The sequence below is a fragment of the Peptostreptococcus sp. genome, from assembly GCF_977045075.1.
Genome location: NZ_CDRRTB010000001.1, coordinates 14,668 through 37,651, shown reverse-complemented (window position 1 = coordinate 37,651; position 22,984 = coordinate 14,668). Strand labels below are relative to the sequence as shown.

Sequence of the window (22,984 nt, the reverse complement as noted above, 5' to 3'; positions counted from 1 at the left end):
ATATAGACAGTTTTTTAAATAAAAAAATCACCGTATATAATTAAATATACGGTGACCCTTAATATTAGTTAAGCTTTTAAAGCTAATTAGTTATTTTCTTCTGGCTTAACTTCAGCCTTAGCTTCTTCAACCTTTGGCTCTTGTGGCTTTGGCTGAGCTTTAACTACTGGTTTTTTTCTTTCTTTTGGCTTTATAACCTTTGTTGGACACTTCATAGCACACTTGTTACACTGCTTACACTTTTCGTAATCAATACGTGCTAGCTTGTCTTCAAATATGATTGCATCAAACGGACATTCCTTAAAGCATATACCGCAACCAATACAACCTACTGTACAGTTATCCTTAACTGTCTTACCAAAGTCATTTGACTTACACTGAACTGTAACAGCCTTATTAGCCGGCTTACGTTCGATAAGTGCCTTTGGACATATATCTATACACTTACCACAGTTAACGCACTTTTCTTCATCAACTACAGCAACGCCATCTACAACATGTATAGCATCAAAGTTACAAACCTGTACACAAGTACCTAGACCTAAACATCCATAAGAACAAGACTTGGCACCACCGATTAATGATGCAGCTGCTCTACAATCCTGTATACCGCTGTACTCATATTTTTCCTTAGTAGCATCACATGTACCCTTACACCTTACATTGGCTACTATCTTTTCTCCTGCTCCGGCTTCAACACCCATTATTGCAGCAACTTTTTCTGCAACAGCTGCTCCACCTACAGGACAACCATTTACTGGCGCTTCTCCCTTAGCAATTGCAGCAGCTAAACCACCACAACCTGGAAATCCACAACCACCACAATTGGCTCCTGGTAAAACTTCTAGTACTTCAGCTTCCTTAGGGTCTACTTCAACGGCAAACTTCTTAGAAGCAAAATCAAGGATTATACCAAAGATTAAACCAAGTATACCAAGTACTACTACCGCATAAACAATAAGCATTCTCTAGTACCTCCCTTATAATTTAATTAATCCTGTGAATCCTAGAAAAGCTATTGACATTAAGCTGGCTGAAATCAGTGTTATAGGGAATCCCTTAAACGCATCCTGAATGTCAGCTAATTCTAACCTTTCTCTGATACCTGCAAATATTACTATTGCAAGTGTAAATCCTATACCAGCACCTATACCATTTACTAGAGTTTCAATGATGTTGTAACCCTTAGTAATGTTAACTATAGCTATACCCAAAACCGCGCAGTTTGTAGTTATAAGAGGTAAGAAAACACCAAGTGCCTGATATAGTGATGGCGAAGTCTTCTTTATAACCATTTCAACGAACTGAACGATAGATGCAATAACAAGTATAAATGCTATTGTCTGCAAGTATCCTAACTGATAGTTATCTAATATTATCTGAATGAAATAAGTTATTATAGATGCTAAAGCTATAACGAAAGTTACGGCTACACCCATACCTATTGCTGTATCTGTTTTCTTAGAAACACCCAAGAACGGACAAATACCAAGGAACTGAGAAGTTATAACATTATTTACTAGAACTATGTATAAAAATAATAATATTAATTTCAATCTCTACACCCCTTTACGCTTTTTTCTTTGTTAACTTGTTAAATACAGCCATCAAGCAACCTAGAGTTAGGAATGCTCCTGGAGGCAATATGAACAACAATGTGTTGAATGTTTCTGGTAAGAAAGCAAATCCAAATACGCTACCTGCACCCAGGATTTCTCTTACAGCACCTAGTATAGTAAGTGCTATTGTAAATCCAAGACCCATAGCGAAACCATCTACTAGTGATGGGAATGGCTTGTTCTTACATGCAAAAGACTCAGCTCTTGCTAGTATCAAACAGTTAACAACTATAAGAGGTATATAAAGACCAAGCGCCTTGTCAAGAGCTGGCACATAAGCCTTCAATAACATCTGAACAATTGTAACGAATGTAGCGATTACAACTACGAAACATGGTATTCTTATCTTATCTGGAACGATCTTTCTAAGTAGTGATATTGCTAAGTTTGAACAAGCAAGAACGACTGCTGTAGAAAGTCCCATACCTATACCGTTTATTGCTGAACTTGTAACGGCAAGTGTTGGACACATACCTATTACCTGGACGAAGGTAGGGTTCTCATCGATTATACCATTTTTAAATATCTTTCCTATATTACTCATCTTTGACCCCCCTATTTATTGATTGCACCGAATATCGCAATAGCTTCATTTACACCACTTGTTACTGCCTTTGATGTAATTGTAGCACCAGATATGGCCTTAATCTGACTTTCATTAGGTGCACCACTCTTTATAACTTCTAGAGGTTTTGCAGCCTTGTCCTTGTACTGTCCGTAGAAGGCAGGATCTGCAGCTTTAGCACCTAGACCTGGAGTTTCACTGTTGTTACCAACATTTACACCAGTAATTTTACCATCTTTGCTGATACCTATTGTGATTTCAACAGGACCACCATAACCTACTGGAGCAGTCTTTATAGTGTAACCAACAGTATCAGAGCCATTAGCACCTTCATAAACTTCCATAGCAGTCTTGGCACCTGCACTTGCATATGCAGACTTGTCAACCTGTTTGAAGTCCTTAGCCTCTGGCAAAACAGCAATTCTGGCTTCATTACTAGCCTTGATATTCAACTGCTCTATAACTGGAGATGTCACTTGGTTAGTACCAGCCAATAATAATGCTGCTATAGCAGAGAAACCAAAAAGAGTTCCCCCTATTTTAACCATACTATTCATTATTTACGCACCTCCCCGAATACTCTATTGTGTACGTACTTGTCGATTAGTGGAACTAAACAGTTGGCGAACAAGATTGAGTATGATACACCTTCTGGATATCCACCGAAAAGTCTAATACAAGTAGCTATTACAGCTGCAATCGCTGCATAAATAATCTGACCCTTCTTAGTCATTGGTGAAGTTGTATAGTCAGTCAACATGAAGAAACCACCTAGTAGTAGTCCACCTGCTAGTGCCTGATATACTGCAAATTCAGCATTAAATCCACCAAATATAAATGTTAATACGAATACCAAGCAAATATAAGTTACTGGCATTACGTAAGATATAATTCCCTTGTAAATCAAGTATACACCACCGATGATTAGCAGTAATGAACATGTTTCGCCTACTGTACCACCGATGTTACCCATGAACATGCTTCCGATAGATATACCTGCATCATGTAGCTTTGAAACTGCATCTGCAGAAGAACCCATACCTTCAGCACCCATTAACTTCATGTAGCTAAGTGGTGTTGCTACTGTAGTAGCGTCAGCATTAGCTCCTGGCTTTAACCAAGTTGTCATTGCAACTGGGAAAGAAGCTAGTAGGAATGCTCTACCTGCTAGTGCTGGGTTCAAGAAGTTGAAACCAATACCACCAAATACCATCTTAACGATTATGATAGAGAATATTGCACCTACAACACACATCCAGATAGGTAAACCTGCTGGAACGTTGAAGGCCAATAATAAACCTGTAACTACTGCTGAAAAATCATTGATTGTTGATTTTTTCTTTGTAATCTTGCAATATACCCATTCTGAACATACTGCACCGATAACACAAGCTAAGATTGTAATCAAGCCCTGAACCCTGAAGTAATACAATCCAGCCAATGTTGCTGGCATAAGTGCCAAAATGACTTGCTTCATAATATATGAAGTATCTTCCTTAGTCCTTATATGTGGAGAAGAAGACACTATCCATTGCTTATCCATTTCTTTTCCCCCTAACTATTATTTCTTCTGAGCTGCTGCAGCTTTTCTTCTCTTAGCACCGATTTCTCTCTTAGCCTGTCTAATTGAAGGCAATAAAAGTCTTCTAGAAGGGCATATGAATGAACATGAACCACATTCTATACAGTCCATAGCTCTGTGCTGTTCTGCCGCATCAAAATCATTTTTCAAAGAATATGCACTTATAAATAATGGTTGAAGGAATGCTGGACATACGTCAGTACACCTACCACACTTAATACAATTCATTGGTTCTGGTGCTACAGCTATATCTTCGTCTAGAATTAATATACCTGAAGATCCCTTGTTAGTAGATATATCATCAGTAAACTGAGCAAATCCCATCATTGGACCACCAGCTATAAGCTTTCTAGCCACAACATCTTCCTTAAGACCACCGCACTGTTCGATTATTTCACTGAACTTTGTACCGATCTTAGTAACTAAGTTCTTTGGTTCCTTAATACAAGGACCAGTAACTGTAGTTATTCTTTCTACTAGAGGCATACCAGTCTTAATAGCATTTGCTATTGCAGCGGCTGTAGCAACGTTGTCAACAACGGCTCCTACTGCTATTGGAAGTGCTCCTGATGGAACTTCTCTTCCAGTACATGCATAAATCAACTGCTTTTCTGCACCTTCTGGGTACTTAACCTGTAGACTTACTACATCAATTTCTGGATATGGCTCTGCTGCCTTTGTTACATTTGCAATGGCTTCTGGCTTATTTACTTCTATACCTATGAAACCTTTGTTAACATCTAGAGCCTTCATAAGAGCTCTTAGACCATATACGACATCTTCCGGATTTTCTACCATTAGTCTGTCGTCAGCTGTTAAATATGGCTCACATTCTGCGCCATTTAAGATAACGTATTCCGCCTTTGAGTCCGGTGGAGGAGAAATCTTTACATGGTTAGGGAATGTTGCACCACCCATACCAACTATACCTGCTTCTTTGACTATTCCAACAATTTCTTCCTTGCTCAAGTCAGCTATATCGCCATGAGGCTTTACACTTTCATGAGGTTCTTCTTTGAAGTCGTTTTCAATGACAACACACATTGCAGTACCGTTAGGAACGCCACATAGCTCAATAGCTTTAACGACACCTGATACTGACGAATGGATGTTAGAAGATACAAATCCCTGAGCTTCACCAATCTTTTGACCTAGTTTAACTTCATCACCTACAGCAACAATACATTTTGCTGGAGCACCTATGTGCTGCTGAAGTGGGATATAAACCTTAGCAGGCGCTGCTGCTTTCTCAATTGGTTTCTTGTTAGCATACTCTTTTCCATATGGAGGATGTATTCCTCCCTTAAAAGTTAAGAGTTTCATTTTGTTACCCCCTATTCTTAACTAATATTAAAATTTTCTCATTACTAGTATACCACTTCCTATATAAATAAGGCAAATAAAATTTGTATATTATTTTTTATCCATGTTAATTAAAGTAAATTGCTTTTTTTCATTATTAAAATTAAATCTACACCCTTTCCTTGATTTATTCTTAAGCAATTTTTCTCTTTAGGATTCGTTTCTTATAAATTTTCATTTATTAAATGCAAGTAATTTTTCAAAATACCCTAAAAAAATCCTATGATTCCAATAAAAAACTATTCTTTTTGCTAGGTAAAATTTCTATTGGACATACTAATTGATAAAAAATACACAATATAAGATAAATGCTTTTGTTTCTCAATTAAGAAAAGACCACAAGAGTCATTAACTCCTATGGTCTTATATTATCATATTAATTTAGTCTTAAGTTTGTACTAGAATCTTCTAGCTCCTAGACACTTAACCCAACCTTCTGACAGGTTAGATACCTTAACATGTTCTGGATTAGTTGCTGTACCACTTGCATGTATAAACTTACCATTACCCATGTATATACCAACGTGGCTAGTAGAACCTGAACCAGTTGTATCAAAGTATAATAAGTCTCCTGCCTTTATATTTGATAGTGATACTGCACTACCTGCTGTTGCCTGAGCCTTAGAAACTCTAGGTATATCTATACCCATTTTCTTATAGACATACTGAGTGAAGCCTGAACAGTCAAAGCCCTGAGTAGTAGTTCCACCCCATACATACTTAGTTCCAAGTAGCGTCTGGGCGTAGTCTACAACCTTGTTACCTGTTACAGTAGCCTTAGCAGTACTCGTTGCTTCAGTCTTTGCAGTTTCCTTCACATTACTTGTAGTAGTACTATCTACAATACTTGATCCTCCAGAAACTTTAGATATATAGCTTGCTCCAACATAACCTGTTGAACCATTATCTAGCTTTATCTTGTACCATCCATTTTCTTCACCAATTATATTAACAGATGCATTGTTGGCAAGAGTTCCTATAACTGAACTTCCTGTACCTGCACCAGATCTAACATTTAAGCCTACAGAGCTATTAACCTTACCCTGTGAACTTGAGCTAGTAGCCTGAGTACTAGTGTCCTGCTTAACATTGTTCTGTGTATAATTAGCTATATTAGTCTTGTCATTTTCTGAAGTTAGGCTGATATACTTACCACTAGCCCAACCTGTAGTACCGTCATTTAATACAACCTTGTACCATCCATTTGAAGACTTAGACACTACCTTAAAAATTTCACCCTTATATACCACACCTGATATACCATTTGATACAGATGGGCCTATTCTGATGTTTAAAGATGCAGTAGACTCTATCTTGGCATTCGAAGAAACCGCCTGGTCAGAGCTATCACCCTTTATATTTGTAGTTTTTTCTGTATAATTATTTTCATAAGCTCCAGTATTAGCTACCTTAGCCTTATTTACAACTTTATTAGCTACAACATTCTTACCTGCCTTATTTGTATTATCTACATTGGCAGCATTATTAGTAGCATTGTTGGCTATAATCGGGTTACCTTCCTTATCAGATATATAATATCCACTAACCCAACCGCTCTGACCATCCTCTGTCTGAACGTTGACCCAACCGTTATTGCTCTCTTTAACTGTTATTTTTGAACCCGCGTGAAGCTCTGAGACCTTATTTGAAGTTGCACCTGGTTGTTCTCTTAGGTTAATCCCTGTTGTTGTTTGTGCATCCTGCTGTTCTACTACATTAGCATCCTGCTGTTCTAATGCACTGGCATTTGAAACTGATATAGCAACAGCTGCAGCACCTAAACCTAAGACTGTTATTGCTTTTTTCATCTAAATTCTCACCTCTCATTATTTTCTAACTTCATCTAAATACTATTATTTAATGAAGAATTACATCCAAATCAAATGTAACATTTTTTAACTTTATCATTTTCTAAAGTTTTATCTCTAATTTTTATATTTGCACAAACCTATAATACAACATTTTGTTACTAGTTGTAAAGTGTTTTTTAAAAAAAAGGTGACTTTTTTGCAATTTTTGTCATTTTTTGTAACTTTTTTGTAACTTAAACCCTAGGTTCTAGATCCTTTCCACCAGTTTAACTGTAACTTTTTTGTAATGTCTGCATTTTTTTATCTATTAACCTAGTATTTTCTTTAGTATTTCTTTATATTTGCTAGCTTTTTTCTAGTGTTCTCTCCCTGTTCCTTCTCCCTATATAAACAGAGAATAGTAGATTTATAAATATACCAAAGCAGGTCGCAATTTAGCAGATAAACCTATATTGGTTAGGCCTACATTAGGCTCTATACTCATATAATAGGTCAGTTGTAATCTCAACAAAAGCGTCTGAGCCAGATTCTGGATCTAGCTAATATTCTTGCGTAAAAAAGCAGCAAACCAAATTTGATTTACTGCTCATAGAAACTTATTTAATTTCCTTTAATTCAAAGCCCAGCTCTTCAACTGCTGCCTTTAACTGGTCGTCACTTACGCTGTCAGCTGCATCTATATCAGCATACTTACCTTCTAAGCTTATCTCTAATACCTCTACACCCTCTAAATCCTCTGTAAGTACATCGTTTAATCCCTTTACACAGTTAGCACAGTGCATACCTTCAACCATTAATCTCTTTTTCATTTGTATCTCCTCCTTATAGGTCCAATAATTACCTATACAAGTCCTTGTACCTTTTGTAATTATCCAAAACCTTCTCTGTATACTTGGATGTTTCTGCAAAAGGTATATTGGCTAAGTTCCTACCATCCTTACTATAATCAGTAGACTTCAACCACTTCCTTACATTACCAGAGCCCCCATTATAGGCTGCGATAATGAGCTTGTAATTACCCTTAAATTCCTTCTGTAGCTTACCCAGGTACCAGACACCTATATTAATATTGGTTTCAGGATCATATATGTCTATACTTCCAATCCCAAGCTCTTCTCGTCCCCAATCAGCAGTAATATCTGTGATCTGCATTAGACCCTTGGCATTTTTAGAAGAAATAGCTCTTGTATGAAACTTACTCTCAGTTTTTATTATACTATAAACCAGGTATTTATCAACACCATATTCAGAAGAATATTTCTCGACATATTGAGAATACTTGGTAGGATAAAATATTTTTTCTATATTTTCACGGTTTATTAGGGCAAGTATAAGCACTATAAATACAAGTATTAGGGCAAGCAAACCCCTATTAACCATTTTATTCCTTAATTTCACCTTCACACTTCCACTTTCTAATTTCTTTTATTAACTTTTCAACCTCATTTTCTAGCACCTCTAAATCACCAGAGTTATCAATAAGGTAGTCTGCCATTTTTTTCTTGTCCTCCTGGCTCATCTGACTCCTTATCCTCTTTAGGGCATCCTCCGAAGATATGGAATCCCTCTTCATTAGTCGGTCTAGCTGGACCTTTTCATTACAGTAGACAAGGACCACCTTGTCAGCCAAGGAGTCAAACTTGGCCTCTAAAAGAAGGGCCGCATCTATGACAACAAGGTCTCTGTCCCTATTTCTATCTAGGGACTGGCAGACCAATTCATATATTTTCTTATGTGAAATCCTATTTAGGTCTTCAAGCCTAGCCTTGTCTGAAAAAACTATTCCAGCTAGAACCCTTCTATCTACCTTTCCATTGACAAGGGCCTCTGGGAAGCTAAGCTTCATTTCCTCCAGGACATTATCATATTCGTATATTTCCCTCGATAGGAGGTCCGCATCTACTATGATGGCACCTCTTGATGCTAGCATCTTTGAAACACTACTCTTGCCACAGCTAATATTTCCAGTCAAGCCCATTACAAACATACTGTCACCTACTTAGTCTCATACCATGACTTGCCTGTATTTAAGTCAACCTTCAAATCAACCTTAAGGTTTACTGCGTTTTCCATTTCTTCCCTAAGTAAGACTTCAACCTGGTCTAGCTCATCTCCTGTAGCCTCCACTATCAACTCATCGTGTACCTGGAGGATAAGCCTTGATTTTAGACCCTGTTCCTTTAGCCTGTTGTATACATTTACCATGGCAATCTTTATAATGTCGGCTGCACTACCCTGTATTGGGGCATTCATTGCAGCCCTCTTACCCCTATTTTTCTCCACAAAGTTACTAGACTTGATCTCAGGTATATACCTGCGCCTATTAAACATGGTTGTAGAATAGCCCTTTTCTTCTGCATCTGAAACTATATGATCCATGAAGGCCTTGATGGTTTCATACTTATTGAAATAGCTTTCTATATATTCCTTGGCCTTTTTTTGACTTATATTAAGGTCCTGGGCAAGCCCAAAATCACTTTTACCGTATATTATACCGAAGTTTACTGCCTTGGCAGCAGACCTCAATTCCGGTGTCACCTGATCAAAATCTACATTGAAAACCTGTGATGCCGTCTTCCTATGAATGTCTTCACCACTATTGAAGGCCTCAATCATATGAGGGTCCTGGCTCATATGGGCCAAGACTCTCAGCTCTACCTGAGAATAGTCGGCATCCACTAGACTCATAGAGTCATCGGCAATAAAAACCTTTCTGATCTGCCTACCCATATCCGTTTTTACAGGTATATTCTGCATGTTAGGATCTGTAGAGGATATTCTTCCCGTAGTAGTTATAGTTTGGTTGAAGGATGAATGTATCCTTCCATCCTTTTCATTAACCAAGGCCTCAATACCATCTACATAGGTAGACTTAAGCTTTACTACAGACCTATATTCTGTAATCATATCTACTATCTCGTGCTTGTCCCTCAGCTTTTCCAATACCTCTGCATTTGTAGAATAGCCTGTCTTAGTCTTCTTTATTACAGGTAGACCCAGCTTTTCAAATAGTATTTGGCCTAGCTGCTTTGGTGAGTTTACATTAAAGTCTTCACCTGCAAGTTCATGTATATTTTTTTCTGTTTTTTCTATTATTTCATCAAAATCTGTGGCTAGGCTAGATAGGATTCCCTTGTCTACACATATACCACTGTATTCCATCTCGGCCAAGACCTCCACCAGTGGCATTTCCACATCATAAAAAAGCATAGTCAGTTGGTCTTCATCAATTATCTTCTTCATCTTGGGGTAGGCTCCCATAATAGTTGAAAGCATACCTCCTACATACTGGTCCAACCTTTCAAGCTCAACCCTGTCATAGCTAAGAGCCTTGGCCCCCTTGCCCAATAGGTCTTCCTTAGACATTATAGTCTTGTAGATATACTTACTTGAAATACTATCTATATCATATGATGTAGACGTCTTAGAGTCTATAACATATTCAGCTATAGCTATATCAAAGGCCATATTTCTAAGGTCTATACCATATGGCTTAAGGGCCACATAGTCTGCTTTCATTTCATAACCTATCTTCTCTATTTCTTCGGCCTCTAAAATAGGCTTCAGTCTTACTATATCATCACCATGAACCCTATAAATCTTGTCACTTTCTAGACTCAAATATGTCATATATATGGCCTTGTCAAGTATATTTTCCTCAGCCCTAAATATCTTCATATATAGGTGTCCCTTGTCCTTGGCCTGGTCGATAAAGCCATCGAAGTCTGTCAATTGACATATGTCTATATCAAGTTCTTGGTCCTCCTGACCAACTAGGTCATTCAGCCTTGCGATCAGGCTATTAAATTTCAGGTCCTGGAAAGTTTTTACTAAATCCTCCATAGAGAAATCACCAAAGGCCATCTGGTCTAGTGAATAGTCTAAAGGCACTTTCCTAAATATTGTAGCAAGGTCCTTGCTCATTAGGGCAGACTCCATATTCTCCTCTACCTTTTTCTTTTGAGCTCCCCTTAGCTTGTCGACATTATCTAGGACCCCCTGGACAGTCTTATACTCAAGTAGGAGCTTTATACCAGTCTTTTCACCAATACCAGGTATACCCGGTATATTATCAGACTTGTCACCCATTAAACCCTTAAGGTCTATAAACTGGTCAGGTGTTAGCGAGTATCTTTCCATAACAGCCTTAGCATCATATTCTTCAACCTCGCCTACACCCTTCTTTGTAATTAGTACTCTTGTTTTTTCTGAGGCTAGCTGTATAGCATCCCTGTCTCCAGTAACTATATAGACCTCGTAGCCCTCTTTTTCAGCATCCAAAGATAGGGTACCAAGTATGTCATCCGCTTCGTAACCCTCTATTTCCTGCCTATCTATATTCATCTTGTCTAAGACATCCTTTAGGGGTTGTAGCTGCATAGCCAACTCTCCCGGCATCTTCTTCCTGCCTGCCTTATATTCCGTATAGGACTTATGCCTAAAGGTAGGTGCCTTCATATCAAAGGCCACAGATATATGACTTGGTTCATAATTCTTTATCATTTTAAATAGCATAGTCAAAAAACCATATATAGCATTAGTATGCAGGCCTTGACCATTATCCATTGGTGGCAGGGCAAAAAATGCCCTATTTATTATTGAATTACCATCGATTAAAAGTAATCTATTCTTCTTCATAATATTAATCGCTCCTCTCTTTTGTACTAGACGACTAAATTAGATTATACCATAAATAACTTATATATTTTTTATAATTTGGTTTTTTATTCTTGTTTTTATTTCTGTCATATGGTAAAATACTCTATGTACTGAAGTCAAACCATTTGACCTCATAAGCCGCTGTGGCGGAATTGGCAGACGCACAGGACTCAAAATCCTGCGGTAGCAATATCGTGCCGGTTCGACCCCGGCCAGCGGCACTAAAGACACAGGATTAATTCTGTGTCTTTTTTATTCTTATATAAGGTCTTTTACTCAATTATAAGATCTTTTATTCAATAAAAAACATATGGACGGGGCATAAGCCCCATCCATATGTAATACATGCGGTGACGGCATTGAGGATGTGAGGGAGTCCGCCACCTGTCTGAAAAAAATAATTATAGTTTATTGCACTAAAGATTCTATATGAATCTTTACATCTTCATATTAACAAAAGCGTATGAATTAGAGATACATTTAGTTTGAATTTTTTATGATATTTATCTTTTTCCTATAGCTATGATATTATCCTGGCACTCTATTCCCTATTAATATCGTTCATTCCATAAGCTATAAGTCTCTGTCCCTGCCTCTTGACAATAAATATCTCCTTATATTTGACCATATCAACTTGAAATTAACCTATCCCTATCGTATACTATTCCTAAGCACTTTAACAAGCTTAGCCAGCTAATATCAGATAGGAGACAAGTAGATTATGGATATAAAACAACTAGAGGCCTTTGTGGCCGTAGCAAAAAAACAAAGTTTCTCCAAGGCTGCCAAGGACCTATACCTTAGTCAGCCAACCATAAGTTCACATATACAAAACCTAGAGAATGAGATGCAAACCTCTCTTTTTAATAGAAATAGCAAGTCAATTACCTTGACAGATTCTGGCTATATCCTCTTCAATCACGCTATAGCCATACTTAATGACTGTAAGAGGGCTATCAATGATATCAAAGACTATCAGGGTAAGATCGAGGGTAATGTAGACCTAGTATATACCTGTGTACCTGGTGAGGCTATCCTGCCACCAATGGTCAAAAATTTTTCTCGCCTCTTTCCTGGAGCTACCTTCACCCTTAAAAATATGACACATGACCAGGCTATTACAGAACTTATCAATGATGATGCCAGCCTCTGCCTCACATCTACTATCACAGAGTCAGATAGGCTTGTCTATACCCTGTTTTCAAAAAACGACCTGGTCCTAGTCTGTCCACCAGACCTTGACATAGAAAATAAAGATGGCTTTGTAAGCCTAGAAAGCTTCAAAAAGCTACCACTTATCTTGAAAAGTGATGAGAGTCTTGATGGGGACTACCTGTCTAGGAAGCTTAGTTCTGTTGGCATAAATTCTAAGGACCTACATATTAGGGCCTATATAGACTCCGATAACCTTATCATGTCAATGGTGAGTGCCGGTATAGGGTCTACACTTGTAACTAATGGCCTGGCCCAATACGGAAAAAGATACAACAACTTCAATATATATAGGATAGAAAATCTAAGCATGGTTTCAGACCATTACCTGGTATATTCAAACAAGAAGTTCCTATCTCCTACAGAGAAGGCCTTCTTAAATTATGTATTTGAACTATATAATCTGGAAAAGCCCTTCTAGGTAAAAAAGACCGACACTAGACCATATCATCATGGTCCCTGTGTCGGTCTTATCTTTTCCTTATAATATGAAACTCCTGGACTGGTCCTGAATTTTTCCAATAGAACCATAACCCTTAGTTCCCAAATTCAAACTAGCAAGCTAGACCTAGTCCTGGTCTTCTGGTGTGACAACCTTTATACCACTAAGCTGCTGACTAAAGCCCGCCCTAAAGTTTTCTAAGAATTCCTGTCTAAGTACCGCTCTTTCTGCTAGTTCTTCCTCAGTCAAGTCTCTTTCCTTAGCTATCTTGGCCAGCTCATTTATCCTAGCTAGCTTATTTTTATCAAATTCATTAACTAAATCCATATTCAGAACTCCTTTCTGTTACTTTTATTAATCATGCTGATTAATCATGCTGGATTCTAGATGCCACTCCCCTCAATACGACTAAGTGCGTAGAATTCATCCAGACTATCACTGATAATATCTATGGCCTCTTTTATCCTGTCCATAGTCTCCATCGATATATTTATCCTAAAAAACCTATCTTCAATATCCAGGTCATAATATATATAACCAGGCTGAAGGGCCACCTTTTTATTATACATGAAATTCACAAAATTTCTAGATGAAAATCCCCTATTTAAACCTAGGAAGAAATTAATCCCCCCCTTATTCTTAACAATTGTTAATCGTCCGCCAAGTTTCTTATTTATATATTTATAGGTCTCCAAGAACTTGTCAGTATATATTTTTTCCATATCAGAGCTATGCTTGTCCCAATTAAACTTAGACATATAGTAATATAGTGACTTTTGGATTAGGGGTGAGGTAGATATATCAGAATTGTGCTTGGATACTACCGTCCTTTCTACTAGTTCAGTAGGCACTACCATCAATCCCATCCTTAGTCCAGGCATTAGGATTTTGGAAAAACTCTTTATATATATAACCCTATTGTACTTATCATATGACTTTAAGGTCCTATGGTTTTCAGAAATAAACTTAAAATCACTGATAAAATCATCTTCTAATATATAGAAATTATACTCCTCTGCCAGGTCTATTAGCTTTTTTTTCTTGTATTCAGAATAAGAAATACCAGTAGGATTCTGGAAGTTTGGCATAAGATAAAGTAGCCTAGGCCTAATCTTTTCCAGCTTCATTTTTAGGAGACCTATGTCTATACCATCCTCCAAAAGAGGTATTGATATAAGCCTTGTATTCCTCATCTTAAAAAGGTCAATAGCACCTGAATAGGTCGGTTCCTCAATAAAGACTACATCAGTATAGCCCAGTAGCCCCTTTGATATAATATCTATACCCTGCTGACCACCAGATGTAATAATAATATTGTCAGGACTGGCCTCTATCTTTTGTTTGGCAAGATATTCCACCATGACCTCTTTAAGCTCATAAATCCCGTTACCATCATCATAGTTAAAAAGACTGGCCAAGTCATCATCCAAGGCCATATTTACAGCCTTTTTAAAGTCATTTATGGGAAATATATCTGAAGCTGGGTTGCCTGTATCCAGCCTATATAGGTCACTTTTGGCAGATATTGACCTAGTCTTTTTTATCTTTGAAACATAGGAACCACTTCCCTGCCTCTTTATCAAATAGCCTTCATTTTCTAGTAGGTCATAGGCCTTGACAATAGTCACGCTGTTGACTCCAAGTAGGTCTGACAACTTCCTAATAGGAGGTAGCTTTTCGTCACCTACAAGCCTACCCTCTAATATCAAGCTTTTTATCTTATTATATACCTGTATATATTTTTTATTATTCTCATCAAAATCAAACTTGTATATTTCTAGAGTCATCTTGTCTCCCCCAAGCAAACAACTTTAATAAAATAAAAGTGCTGCCTAAGCAACACTTTTACCTTCCAAAACACCGTAGACCAATTAAATTCACACCCGGAATCACCCAGGTGGGTGATCAGTCACACATTTTCTGAAATCCTAGAAAAGTCCAGGCCTATCATACTAATATATGAACATAATCTCCCGTATAATATATGTAGGTTGAACTTACATATAGCCTTGTCGTATGTTCTAGATCTAAATATATTATACCACTTTAAATAGTCACTAGCAAGATTTAATAGATCTTTATTTCCAAAAGTCTATAGGCTAAAAACCAGCAATGACTACGGTTTTAAAGTTCATCACAAGCCAGGTCCTACCTAGTCGCTACACTATCCCTATCAGAAATTGTATAAGGTAATTCAACCTTTTTCTCGTCTATTTCTATGCCCTTAACCATCTTTATTATCATTCTAATTGCGACTGCCCCCATGTCATATAAAGGCTGCTTAACTGTTGTCAGCTTTGGTCTACACATCTTAGAAAATTCAATGTCATAGAAACCGACAACCGAAATATCCTCTGGCACCTTATAACCTAAGTCAAAACAGGCATTTATAGCACCTATTGCTACCTCATCACTAGTTGCAAAGATGGCATCCACGTCCACCTTAGACTCTAGCATTTCCTTTACTGCCATATAACCATCGTCGAAAGTTGGCCCACATGATTTTATAAATCCTTCATTAACCTTTAATCCCCTACCTACTATAGCATCCCTATAGCCTGTAAGTCTCTCATCTGCAAGGTTAGTCTGGAATGTAGTGTTTAGTAGGGCTATCTTTTTGTGGCCCCTATCCAATAAGAAATTAGTCATGTCCTTAACTGCCGAATTATTATTTATGGATACATTGTATATATCAAAGTCTCTTGTTGTCTTGCTTATGTATACAGCCGGTATACCTGAATCCTCTAATAGGCCTACTACGTCCTTGTCTATATCCCAACTGATCATAACTATACCCTCTACCTGCTTAGCCCTAAGTAGGTTTATATTCTTGACCTCTAGGTCTTTTTCTGAATATGTATTAGCCAAAAGTATATCGTAATCGTACATCTTCGAAATTTCTTCAATCCCATTTAATACTTCCGCCGCAAAAGTATCAGTAACCTCAGGAACTATGACTCCTATTAACTGACTCTTCTTAGTTACCAGGCTTCTTGCCAAAGGGTTAGGAACATATCCCGTTTCCTTGATCACGTCAAGTACTCTTTGCTTGACTTCATTTGTTACTGGCTTGGAGTCATTTATAACTCTAGATACGGTAGATATAGATACTCCTGCCTTCTTAGCAACATCCTTTATTGTTGTCGGTCTTTTTACTACCATTGTAATTCTCCTTCCTCGAGAAATTATAAAGCTAAATCAGGTATAACCTTTTCCACATACCTGAATAATTTTATATAGGTTTCAAAAAATAAAATCTAAGATATTAGTCTATAAAATTCAATTCCCTACTTAACCATTATATAACAAAGCTACAAATAAATATAGTTTTTTTATATAATTTATGTTATTTTGTTGAATTTTTCTAAATTATATATTAATATACAATATATACGATTTAGACTTTAAGAATCGTAGTAAAATAAAGGGTTCTGTATAACCCATATATTTTTTTTAGGAGGCTAATAATGTTTGATAAAATCAAGGAAATCATAGTTGAACAGTTAAATATTGATGATGGTGCTTTTATAAATTTAGACACTAATCTTCAGGAAGACCTTGATGCAGATTCCCTAGATGCTGTAGAAATAATAATGAACATAGAGGAAGAATTTGATATTAAGGTTGATGACGACGAACTAGAAAATATAAAAACTATAGGTGATATCGTCAAGTACATAGAAAACAATAAATAATCTCTATTTAAATAGTGGCTTTACTTATAGGTATTGAAAGTAAAAGAGACCTAGCACCACCTGGTGCAAGGTCCTTTTTTTATTTTTCCTCATAAAACTCTACATTCTTGATAGTAATATCAAAGCTACCATCCTCATTTTGCTTGAAGGAATACTTCATAGGATCCTCAAAATCATCCAATAATCCCTTTATATCAAAGCCAGTATTTGTCTTGATGCTCCTGCGCTTCAATTTTTTTTCTACCCAGGTCTTGTCTATATTGAAGGTCTCGTCGATGCCCTTTTCAACCATCAATTCCTTATAGGATTCCTTCCTGGCTTCATCCTTTATAGATTCTTCTATAAATTTATCCAAATCAACATCATTAGTCTCCTTGAGGTTGTAATTTAGGATACTCCTAATGCTCTCTGCCTCTTTAACATCATTAGCATAGGCATTGGTAATCCAGTTTTCAGTAGTATTCTTAAATACCTTAGTCAGAAACTTCTCGTCCTTAATCTTTTCAACCTTCAAAAACTCCGTCACAAAGCTAGAATCTGTCTCCTGCTTTTCTGCCAGCTTGTCCAATACCTGAAGATGCCATTCGTCATTCAGCCCACTTGGTCCTATCAGGGCTGCATGGGTAATTTTTTGAGAATCCTGGATACCTATTTCATTTGTAACCATCTTGATAGAAACAAGGCTCTCCTGCTCATCATAGGCTATTTCATGTGTATAAAGCTTCTTGTAGTCTAGCTTAATAATAGCTACCCCCTTTTGGTCCTTGTGGGTATACAGCACCACTGCCAGATCACAGGAATCAAGTTCGGCATTTATCTTCATAGCATCAAACATTAACCCGGCTATAGCCTGGGAGCTTACTACAAAGGATGCTTCATCATAAAGGATATGGTCGGCACATACCCTTATCTCATTGTCTCCATAGTCCTTAAACTTGGCCTTTCTTAGGTCTTCATCCCTTAGTATACGCCTGATTACCTTCTGATAAAAGGCATCTGTTTCTGGTGATATTGAGTTTTCAACCCCATTTAAAACCGGAAAGTCTGAATTCTTATCCAGAACGTGTATGATAAATTTATTTATAATCATCTGTAACTCCTCCTAATTTTTCTAACAAGGCAATCATGTCTAATGGTAGACCTGCCCTTAAATCTATCTTGTCACCCAACCTCGGCTGGTCAAAGGCCAGCTTATAGGCATGTAGGGCCTGCCTATCTATAAGGCTCGTATCGGGTCTTCCATACAAATCATCCCCTATAATCGGATGGCCTATATGTGATAGGTGGACTCTTATCTGGTGGGTCCTGCCAGTTTCTAAACGAAGGCTAACAAGACTAGCACCATCAAGCCTTTGTAAAACCCTAAAGTGTGTGATAGACCTCTGTCCCCTAGGATCAACTATCCTACTAATGGAATCCTCTGCCTCCCTATAAATAGGAAAGTCCAGGGTTCCAGAATCCTTCTCTACAATGCCCTCTACTATGGCCAGGTACTCCTTGTGGACCCTATCCTGCCCCATATCCAAGGATAACCTGTGGTGGGCGTAGGAATTCTTAGCTATTACTACCAGGCCAGATGTATTCATATCAAGCCTATTGACGAACCTGATCCTGCAGTCCTCTCCAGTCCTGTCAATATGGTAGCTAATTGCATTTGCCAGGGTTCCTTCAAAGTGGCTCTTTGTTGGATGTACTACCATAAAGGGTGGCTTGTCAGCTACTATTAGGTCCTGGTCCTCATATACTATAGCCACACCCAAGTCCTGGCCTACAAATCCTGCCTTTTCTTCCTTAATCTCTATTTCTATAATATCGCCAGTTTTGGCCATAGAAGTTGGCTTGGCTACTTGACCATTTTTATATATATTCTTGTCCCTCTTCATTTTTGATATAGACCTAACTGAAAAGTTTAGGTCATCAAGTAGGAGGTCCTTTATCTTTAGGTCCCTATCTACCCTTATAACAAAGCTATTCCATTTTTGCCTATCCCTTATAAACAATACCTTCACCTTCACCCTTCTTTTAGGTCCTTCTAACAAGATTTTATCTTACAATATTGTACCACATATTTTACGCCTATGATATAATGAATTATAGGAGGGCATCCCAGATGGGGTGTATGAATAATATGGCTAGAAATGTTGTAATTAAATCAAATGAACTAGAAATTTCCAAGAATATAAAAAAAATACTTATAGATAAGTTCCTATCCATCGGTTTTAATACTAGCGAAGAAATTAGAGACAATACTGAGCTAGTTATATCTATTGGGGGAGATGGGTCTTTTTTAAGGAATGTCAGAGATTTAAACTTTCCTGATATACCATTTTTCTGTGTAAATACTGGCCACCTTGGTTTTTTTGCAGAAATACTACCTACAGAGAAGGAAATTGATATATTTATCGATGCCTACCTAAATTCAACCTATGAAATCAATGAGCTCTACCTTTTGGAAGTAGATATCAAGGGCAAGGATGAGGTCAACCATACCTATGCTATAAATGAGCTAGTTGTAAGGGGTAACCAATCTAGGACTGCCCACATGGGTCTACACGTCAATGGCAACTATATGGAAACCTTTAGTGGTGACGGACTGATTATGTCTACATCTACAGGGTCCACTGCCTACAATTACTCTGCTGGTGGTAGTATAGTTGATAACAGGCTAAATATTATCCAGATAACTCCTATATCTCCCATCAGTACAAATGCCTTTAGGAGCTTTACATCAAGCATTATCCTACCAGGTCAGGATAGTGAGATAGCCATCAAGCCAGAATACAAGTCTGAGCACACCATTATTACAGTAGTAGACGGTCAAGAACAAAAGTACAATGACGTCTATGAAATAAATGTAAGAAATGCAAACAAAACTGTAAAGCTACTAAGACTTTCAGACTATGAGTTTTGGGACAGGGTTTATATGAAATTCTTAAAAACCTACGACTATAAGACGAATGAAGCAAGAATATAAATATAGGGACCAGCTTAGGGCTGGTTCTTTTTTATTGTATGACGGGCATGCCATCAGTCTGTGGTGAAAGTCCACGTAGGGCGTAGTTGCCGACGAACCTCATAGCAACTTGCAAGGTTATCACCGTGAGGTGATGGCGAGAAGAAGCAATAGCGAAATCGTAGCCTGACGCACAGAAACCTAATATCAAGGCTTACATAACGGATGAGTGGGCTAATAGTCACAAAGTCCAAAAGGCAAACGTAACTTATGTAAGTAAATTAGGCAGGTAGACGAGGAAAGACTGACGACTTATCCCGTGAGGTCTCACAGAGGGAAAACCTAGTAACAACGAACTGTGAGAAGTCAGCAGAAGCCATAGTAGTGGGGAAGTTTCTGTAATGGAAATGGAGCAAAGGGCTGAACAATTCTAAAAGTCAAAATGACTTAATCAAACTGAGTATATAAGTCCGACGAGAAATATAGTAGCAAAGACGTAACGGAGTGAACATTTCACAGGAGTTAGGGCTAATATGTACAAAAGAAAATTAGGAAAGTGAGACAATCTATGGGACAACTAATGAATCAAATATTATCCAGAGAAAATATGAAAATGGCATACAAAAAGGTAAAAGCCAATAAGGGTGCCGGAGGCATAGATGGTATAAGCATCGAAGATGTTAACAAATACCTCAAAGAAAACTGGATAGATATCAAAACTAAAATCCTGAAAAGGAAATATAAACCACAACCAGTACTCAGAGTAGAAATACCAAAACCAAACGGTGGAGTACGAAATCTTGGAATTCCAACAGTAGTAGACAGAATCATAGAACAAGCAATTGCCCAAGTTCTAACACCAATGTTCGAGCCACAATTTAGTGAACATAGTTATGGCTTTAGACCAGGTAGAAGAGCACAACAAGCAATAGTAGAGCTACTAGAATATCTAAATGATGGATACACATACATAGTGGATATTGACCTAGAAAAGTTCTTTGATAATGTACCACAGGACAAGCTAATGTATCTAGTAGGCAAAACGGTGAAAGACCCAGATGTAATATCTCTTGTAACTAAATATCTAAGAGCAGGAGTTATGGTAAAAGGGAAATATGAAGAAACCACTATAGGAACTCCGCAAGGAGGTAACCTATCCCCTTTGCTCAGTAACATAATGCTCAATGAACTAGACAAAGAGTTAGAAGCACGAGGCTTGCACTTCGTTAGATATGCAGACGACTGTATAATAACTGTTGCAAGCAGTGCGGCTGCAAATAGAGTGATGCATTCGGTCACATCGTGGATAGAGAGGAAGCTAAGCCTTAAGGTAAATGCTACTAAATCCAAAGTCACAAAACCAACAAGGCTCAAGTACCTAGGATTTGGCTTTGTGAAAATGAATGGAAAATGGGAAGCCAGACCACATAAGGACTCAATAAACAGATTCAAGAGAAAGCTCAAGAAACTAACATATCGTTCGTGGTCAGTGTCTATGGACTACAGGATACTGAAACTAAATCAGGTGATAAGAGGATGGATAAACTATTTTAGGATAGGTAAGATGAAACAAAATATGACTAAAATAGACAAACATCTTCGTAATCGTATGAGGATAGTTATATGGAAACAATGGAAAACTAACAAGAAAAGGATGTGGGTACTAAGGAAGCTAGGTGTACCAGAATGGATGGCGAGACAATCCGTAGGATTTACAGACCATTATCAGGCGGTAGCCAAAACAGCGGGACTTCGCAAGATAACAAAAGAAATCCTCGCAAAGCGAGGACTCATTAGTTGTTTAGATTATTATTTGAATTGAACCGCGGAGTGCCGAACGGCACGCTCCGTGGTGTGAGAGGGAGGAAAATTCCTCCCTACTCGATTTATATACAAATCTAGACATAAAAATAGACCCTCAGGTACGGGAAGGAAAATGTACCCCAGGGTCTATCTCTATTTTGCAAGTCTATGTAATAATGCGACTGCCTCAATAATTATCCTGGCACTTAACTATAAGCATCCTGCCAGCTATCTATAATATTAATACTAGCCCTTAATCAACCTGCATAGCTCGTCTGCAAATTCATCAGTACTAGCCTTACCACCTAAATCAGTAGTTATAACCTGACCCTTGTCAAATGCTTCCTTTAGGGCATTTTCTATCTTTAGGGCTGCCTCATGCTCTCCTATATACCTCAACATCATAACGGCAGACTGGATAAGGGCTGTAGGGTTTGCTATTCCCTGACCAGCTATCTGAGGTGCACTTCCATGGACAGCTTCAAAGACAGCATAGTCCTCTCCAATATTGGCACTTGGTATAATACCTAGGCCACCAACTAGACCCGCACAAAGGTCTGAAAGGATATCACCATATAGGTTTGGCATTACCAAAACATCAAACTTTTCTGGGTTAAGGACTAGGTTCATTGCTGCTGCGTCTACTATGACATCATCTGCATATACCCTGTCAGGGGCCTCGCCCTTTTCAAGCCTTTCAATACCATTTCTCCTGCTTACCTCATCGAATACCCTAAGGAATAGGCCATCTGAAATCTTCATGATATTAGCCTTATGGACACCAGTCAACCTCTTGTAGCCATTATCTTTTAAATACTTGCAAGCAAAGTCTACTATCCTATCAGAGGCATCCCTAGTAATTAGCTTAATACTTTCACCAGCATAGTCACCTATCTGGTGCTCTATACCAGCATATAGGTCCTCTGTATTTTCTCTTATTATAGTCAAGTCTATGTCCTCATATCTTGACTTTATTCCCTTAAAGGTTTTTACAGGCCTTACATTGGCAAAAAGTTTTAATTCCTTTCTAAGTGCGACATTTACACTTCTAAAACCCTTGCCGACTGGCGTAGTAATAGGTCCCTTGATGGCAATCTTATTTTTCTTTATGCTATCTAATACATAGTCTGGTAGGGGACTACCATATTCCTCTAGAACAGCCTCACCCGCTATGACCTCTTCCCATTCTATAGCTACTCCTGTGGCCTCCACTACCTTTTTCATGGCAGCAGTAACCTCTAGTCCAATTCCATCGCCTGGTATTAAAGTAATCTTATACAT

The 22,984-nt window shown here is 37.9% G+C and carries 21 protein-coding genes, 1 tRNA gene and 1 other RNA gene; 5 read left to right on the top strand and 18 right to left on the bottom strand.

From position 1 onward, the window contains the following. Window positions 1-86: 86 nt before the first annotated feature. From rnfB to polA, 11 genes are all read right to left on the bottom strand, one after another. Window positions 87-965, bottom strand: a complete 879-nt coding sequence (gene rnfB, locus ACW6OJ_RS00190; protein WP_293432637.1) for an RnfABCDGE type electron transport complex subunit B — start codon at window positions 963-965, stop codon at window positions 87-89. Between the two features lie 15 nt (window positions 966-980). After that, window positions 981-1,556 carry an electron transport complex subunit RsxA gene (gene rsxA, locus ACW6OJ_RS00185; protein ID WP_293436847.1) on the bottom strand — a complete coding sequence of 192 codons (576 nt, stop codon included), beginning with the start codon at window positions 1,554-1,556 and terminating at the stop codon, window positions 981-983. A gap of 13 nt (window positions 1,557-1,569) precedes the next feature. Then, the gene (gene rsxE / locus ACW6OJ_RS00180) at window positions 1,570-2,163 is read right to left on the bottom strand and encodes an electron transport complex subunit RsxE (RefSeq protein ID WP_455104849.1); all 594 of its coding nucleotides are present in this window, start codon (window positions 2,161-2,163) and stop codon (window positions 1,570-1,572) included. 11 nt (window positions 2,164-2,174) lie between these two features. Beyond that, window positions 2,175-2,741: an RnfABCDGE type electron transport complex subunit G gene (locus ACW6OJ_RS00175; protein ID WP_293433633.1), complete on the bottom strand. Its 567-nt coding sequence runs from the start codon at window positions 2,739-2,741 to the stop codon at window positions 2,175-2,177. Then, window positions 2,741-3,727 carry an RnfABCDGE type electron transport complex subunit D gene (locus ACW6OJ_RS00170; RefSeq protein ID WP_293433631.1) on the bottom strand — a complete coding sequence of 329 codons (987 nt, stop codon included), beginning with the start codon at window positions 3,725-3,727 and terminating at the stop codon, window positions 2,741-2,743. Before ACW6OJ_RS00170 ends, ACW6OJ_RS00175 begins: the two co-directional genes overlap by 1 nt. 18 nt (window positions 3,728-3,745) lie before the next feature. Continuing rightward, entirely contained in the window at window positions 3,746-5,089 is a 1,344-nt protein-coding gene (gene rsxC / locus ACW6OJ_RS00165; protein ID WP_304194092.1) for an electron transport complex subunit RsxC, read from the bottom strand. 437 nt (window positions 5,090-5,526) lie between these two features. Then, on the bottom strand, window positions 5,527-6,936 hold the full coding sequence (locus ACW6OJ_RS00160) for an SH3 domain-containing protein (RefSeq protein ID WP_456095423.1): 1,410 nt from the start codon (window positions 6,934-6,936) through the stop codon (window positions 5,527-5,529). 599 nt (window positions 6,937-7,535) lie between these two features. Beyond that, window positions 7,536-7,748: a heavy-metal-associated domain-containing protein gene (locus tag ACW6OJ_RS00155; protein ID WP_293429669.1), complete on the bottom strand. Its 213-nt coding sequence runs from the start codon at window positions 7,746-7,748 to the stop codon at window positions 7,536-7,538. A gap of 28 nt (window positions 7,749-7,776) precedes the next feature. Next, window positions 7,777-8,337 (bottom strand): lytic transglycosylase domain-containing protein, encoded by a 561-nt coding sequence (locus ACW6OJ_RS00150; protein ID WP_456095422.1) that lies wholly within the window; start codon window positions 8,335-8,337, stop codon window positions 7,777-7,779. Continuing rightward, window positions 8,321-8,926 (bottom strand): dephospho-CoA kinase, encoded by a 606-nt coding sequence (gene coaE / locus ACW6OJ_RS00145; protein WP_456095421.1) that lies wholly within the window; start codon window positions 8,924-8,926, stop codon window positions 8,321-8,323. The genes ACW6OJ_RS00150 and coaE overlap by 17 nt, the downstream gene beginning before the upstream one ends. 8 nt (window positions 8,927-8,934) lie before the next feature. Beyond that, complete coding sequence (gene polA / locus ACW6OJ_RS00140; RefSeq protein ID WP_456095420.1) at window positions 8,935-11,577, bottom strand: DNA polymerase I; 2,643 nt, start codon at window positions 11,575-11,577, stop codon at window positions 8,935-8,937. 158 nt (window positions 11,578-11,735) lie between these two features. On the opposite strand from polA, the gene ACW6OJ_RS00135 reads away from it, so the two are divergent. Beyond that, a tRNA-Leu gene (locus ACW6OJ_RS00135) sits at window positions 11,736-11,819 on the top strand. A 500-nt stretch (window positions 11,820-12,319) separates the two neighbouring features. Beyond that, entirely contained in the window at window positions 12,320-13,231 is a 912-nt protein-coding gene (locus tag ACW6OJ_RS00130) for a LysR substrate-binding domain-containing protein (RefSeq protein ID WP_456095419.1), read from the top strand. A 147-nt stretch (window positions 13,232-13,378) separates the two neighbouring features. Here ACW6OJ_RS00130 and ACW6OJ_RS00125 read toward each other — a convergent pair whose 3' ends face one another. From ACW6OJ_RS00125 to ACW6OJ_RS00110, 4 genes are all read right to left on the bottom strand, one after another. Next, window positions 13,379-13,579, bottom strand: coding sequence for a DUF896 domain-containing protein (locus ACW6OJ_RS00125; protein WP_293429679.1), 201 nt, complete (start codon window positions 13,577-13,579; stop codon window positions 13,379-13,381). A 56-nt stretch (window positions 13,580-13,635) separates the two neighbouring features. Beyond that, window positions 13,636-15,039, bottom strand: a complete 1,404-nt coding sequence (gene pdxR, locus ACW6OJ_RS00120; protein ID WP_456095418.1) for a MocR-like pyridoxine biosynthesis transcription factor PdxR — start codon at window positions 15,037-15,039, stop codon at window positions 13,636-13,638. 58 nt (window positions 15,040-15,097) lie between these two features. Continuing rightward, a non-coding RNA gene (ssrS, locus tag ACW6OJ_RS00115) (6S RNA) lies at window positions 15,098-15,283 on the bottom strand. A 117-nt stretch (window positions 15,284-15,400) separates the two neighbouring features. After that, the gene (locus tag ACW6OJ_RS00110; RefSeq protein WP_455103793.1) at window positions 15,401-16,414 is read right to left on the bottom strand and encodes a LacI family DNA-binding transcriptional regulator; all 1,014 of its coding nucleotides are present in this window, start codon (window positions 16,412-16,414) and stop codon (window positions 15,401-15,403) included. Between the two features lie 305 nt (window positions 16,415-16,719). Here ACW6OJ_RS00110 and acpP point away from each other — a divergent pair, with 305 nt between their 5' ends. Further along, window positions 16,720-16,947 carry an acyl carrier protein gene (gene acpP / locus ACW6OJ_RS00105; RefSeq protein WP_293429688.1) on the top strand — a complete coding sequence of 76 codons (228 nt, stop codon included), beginning with the start codon at window positions 16,720-16,722 and terminating at the stop codon, window positions 16,945-16,947. Window positions 16,948-17,026: 79 nt separating this feature from the next. On the opposite strand, the gene ACW6OJ_RS00100 is transcribed toward acpP, so the two are convergent. Together ACW6OJ_RS00100 and ACW6OJ_RS00095 are read right to left on the bottom strand one after the other, a co-directional pair. Next, window positions 17,027-18,037, bottom strand: coding sequence for a nucleoid-associated protein (locus ACW6OJ_RS00100; protein WP_455104843.1), 1,011 nt, complete (start codon window positions 18,035-18,037; stop codon window positions 17,027-17,029). Then, window positions 18,024-18,956 carry an RluA family pseudouridine synthase gene (locus ACW6OJ_RS00095; protein WP_456095417.1) on the bottom strand — a complete coding sequence of 311 codons (933 nt, stop codon included), beginning with the start codon at window positions 18,954-18,956 and terminating at the stop codon, window positions 18,024-18,026. The genes ACW6OJ_RS00100 and ACW6OJ_RS00095 overlap by 14 nt, the downstream gene beginning before the upstream one ends. 101 nt (window positions 18,957-19,057) lie before the next feature. On the opposite strand from ACW6OJ_RS00095, the gene ACW6OJ_RS00090 reads away from it, so the two are divergent. Together ACW6OJ_RS00090 and ltrA are read left to right on the top strand one after the other, a co-directional pair. Next, window positions 19,058-19,921: an NAD(+)/NADH kinase gene (locus tag ACW6OJ_RS00090; RefSeq protein ID WP_456095416.1), complete on the top strand. Its 864-nt coding sequence runs from the start codon at window positions 19,058-19,060 to the stop codon at window positions 19,919-19,921. 559 nt (window positions 19,922-20,480) lie between these two features. Then, complete coding sequence (gene ltrA / locus ACW6OJ_RS00085; RefSeq protein ID WP_456095415.1) at window positions 20,481-21,722, top strand: group II intron reverse transcriptase/maturase; 1,242 nt, start codon at window positions 20,481-20,483, stop codon at window positions 21,720-21,722. A gap of 227 nt (window positions 21,723-21,949) precedes the next feature. Here the strand turns inward: ltrA and ACW6OJ_RS00080 are convergent, their stop codons facing one another. Continuing rightward, entirely contained in the window at window positions 21,950-22,984 is a 1,035-nt protein-coding gene (locus ACW6OJ_RS00080) for an isocitrate/isopropylmalate dehydrogenase family protein (protein WP_455104841.1), read from the bottom strand.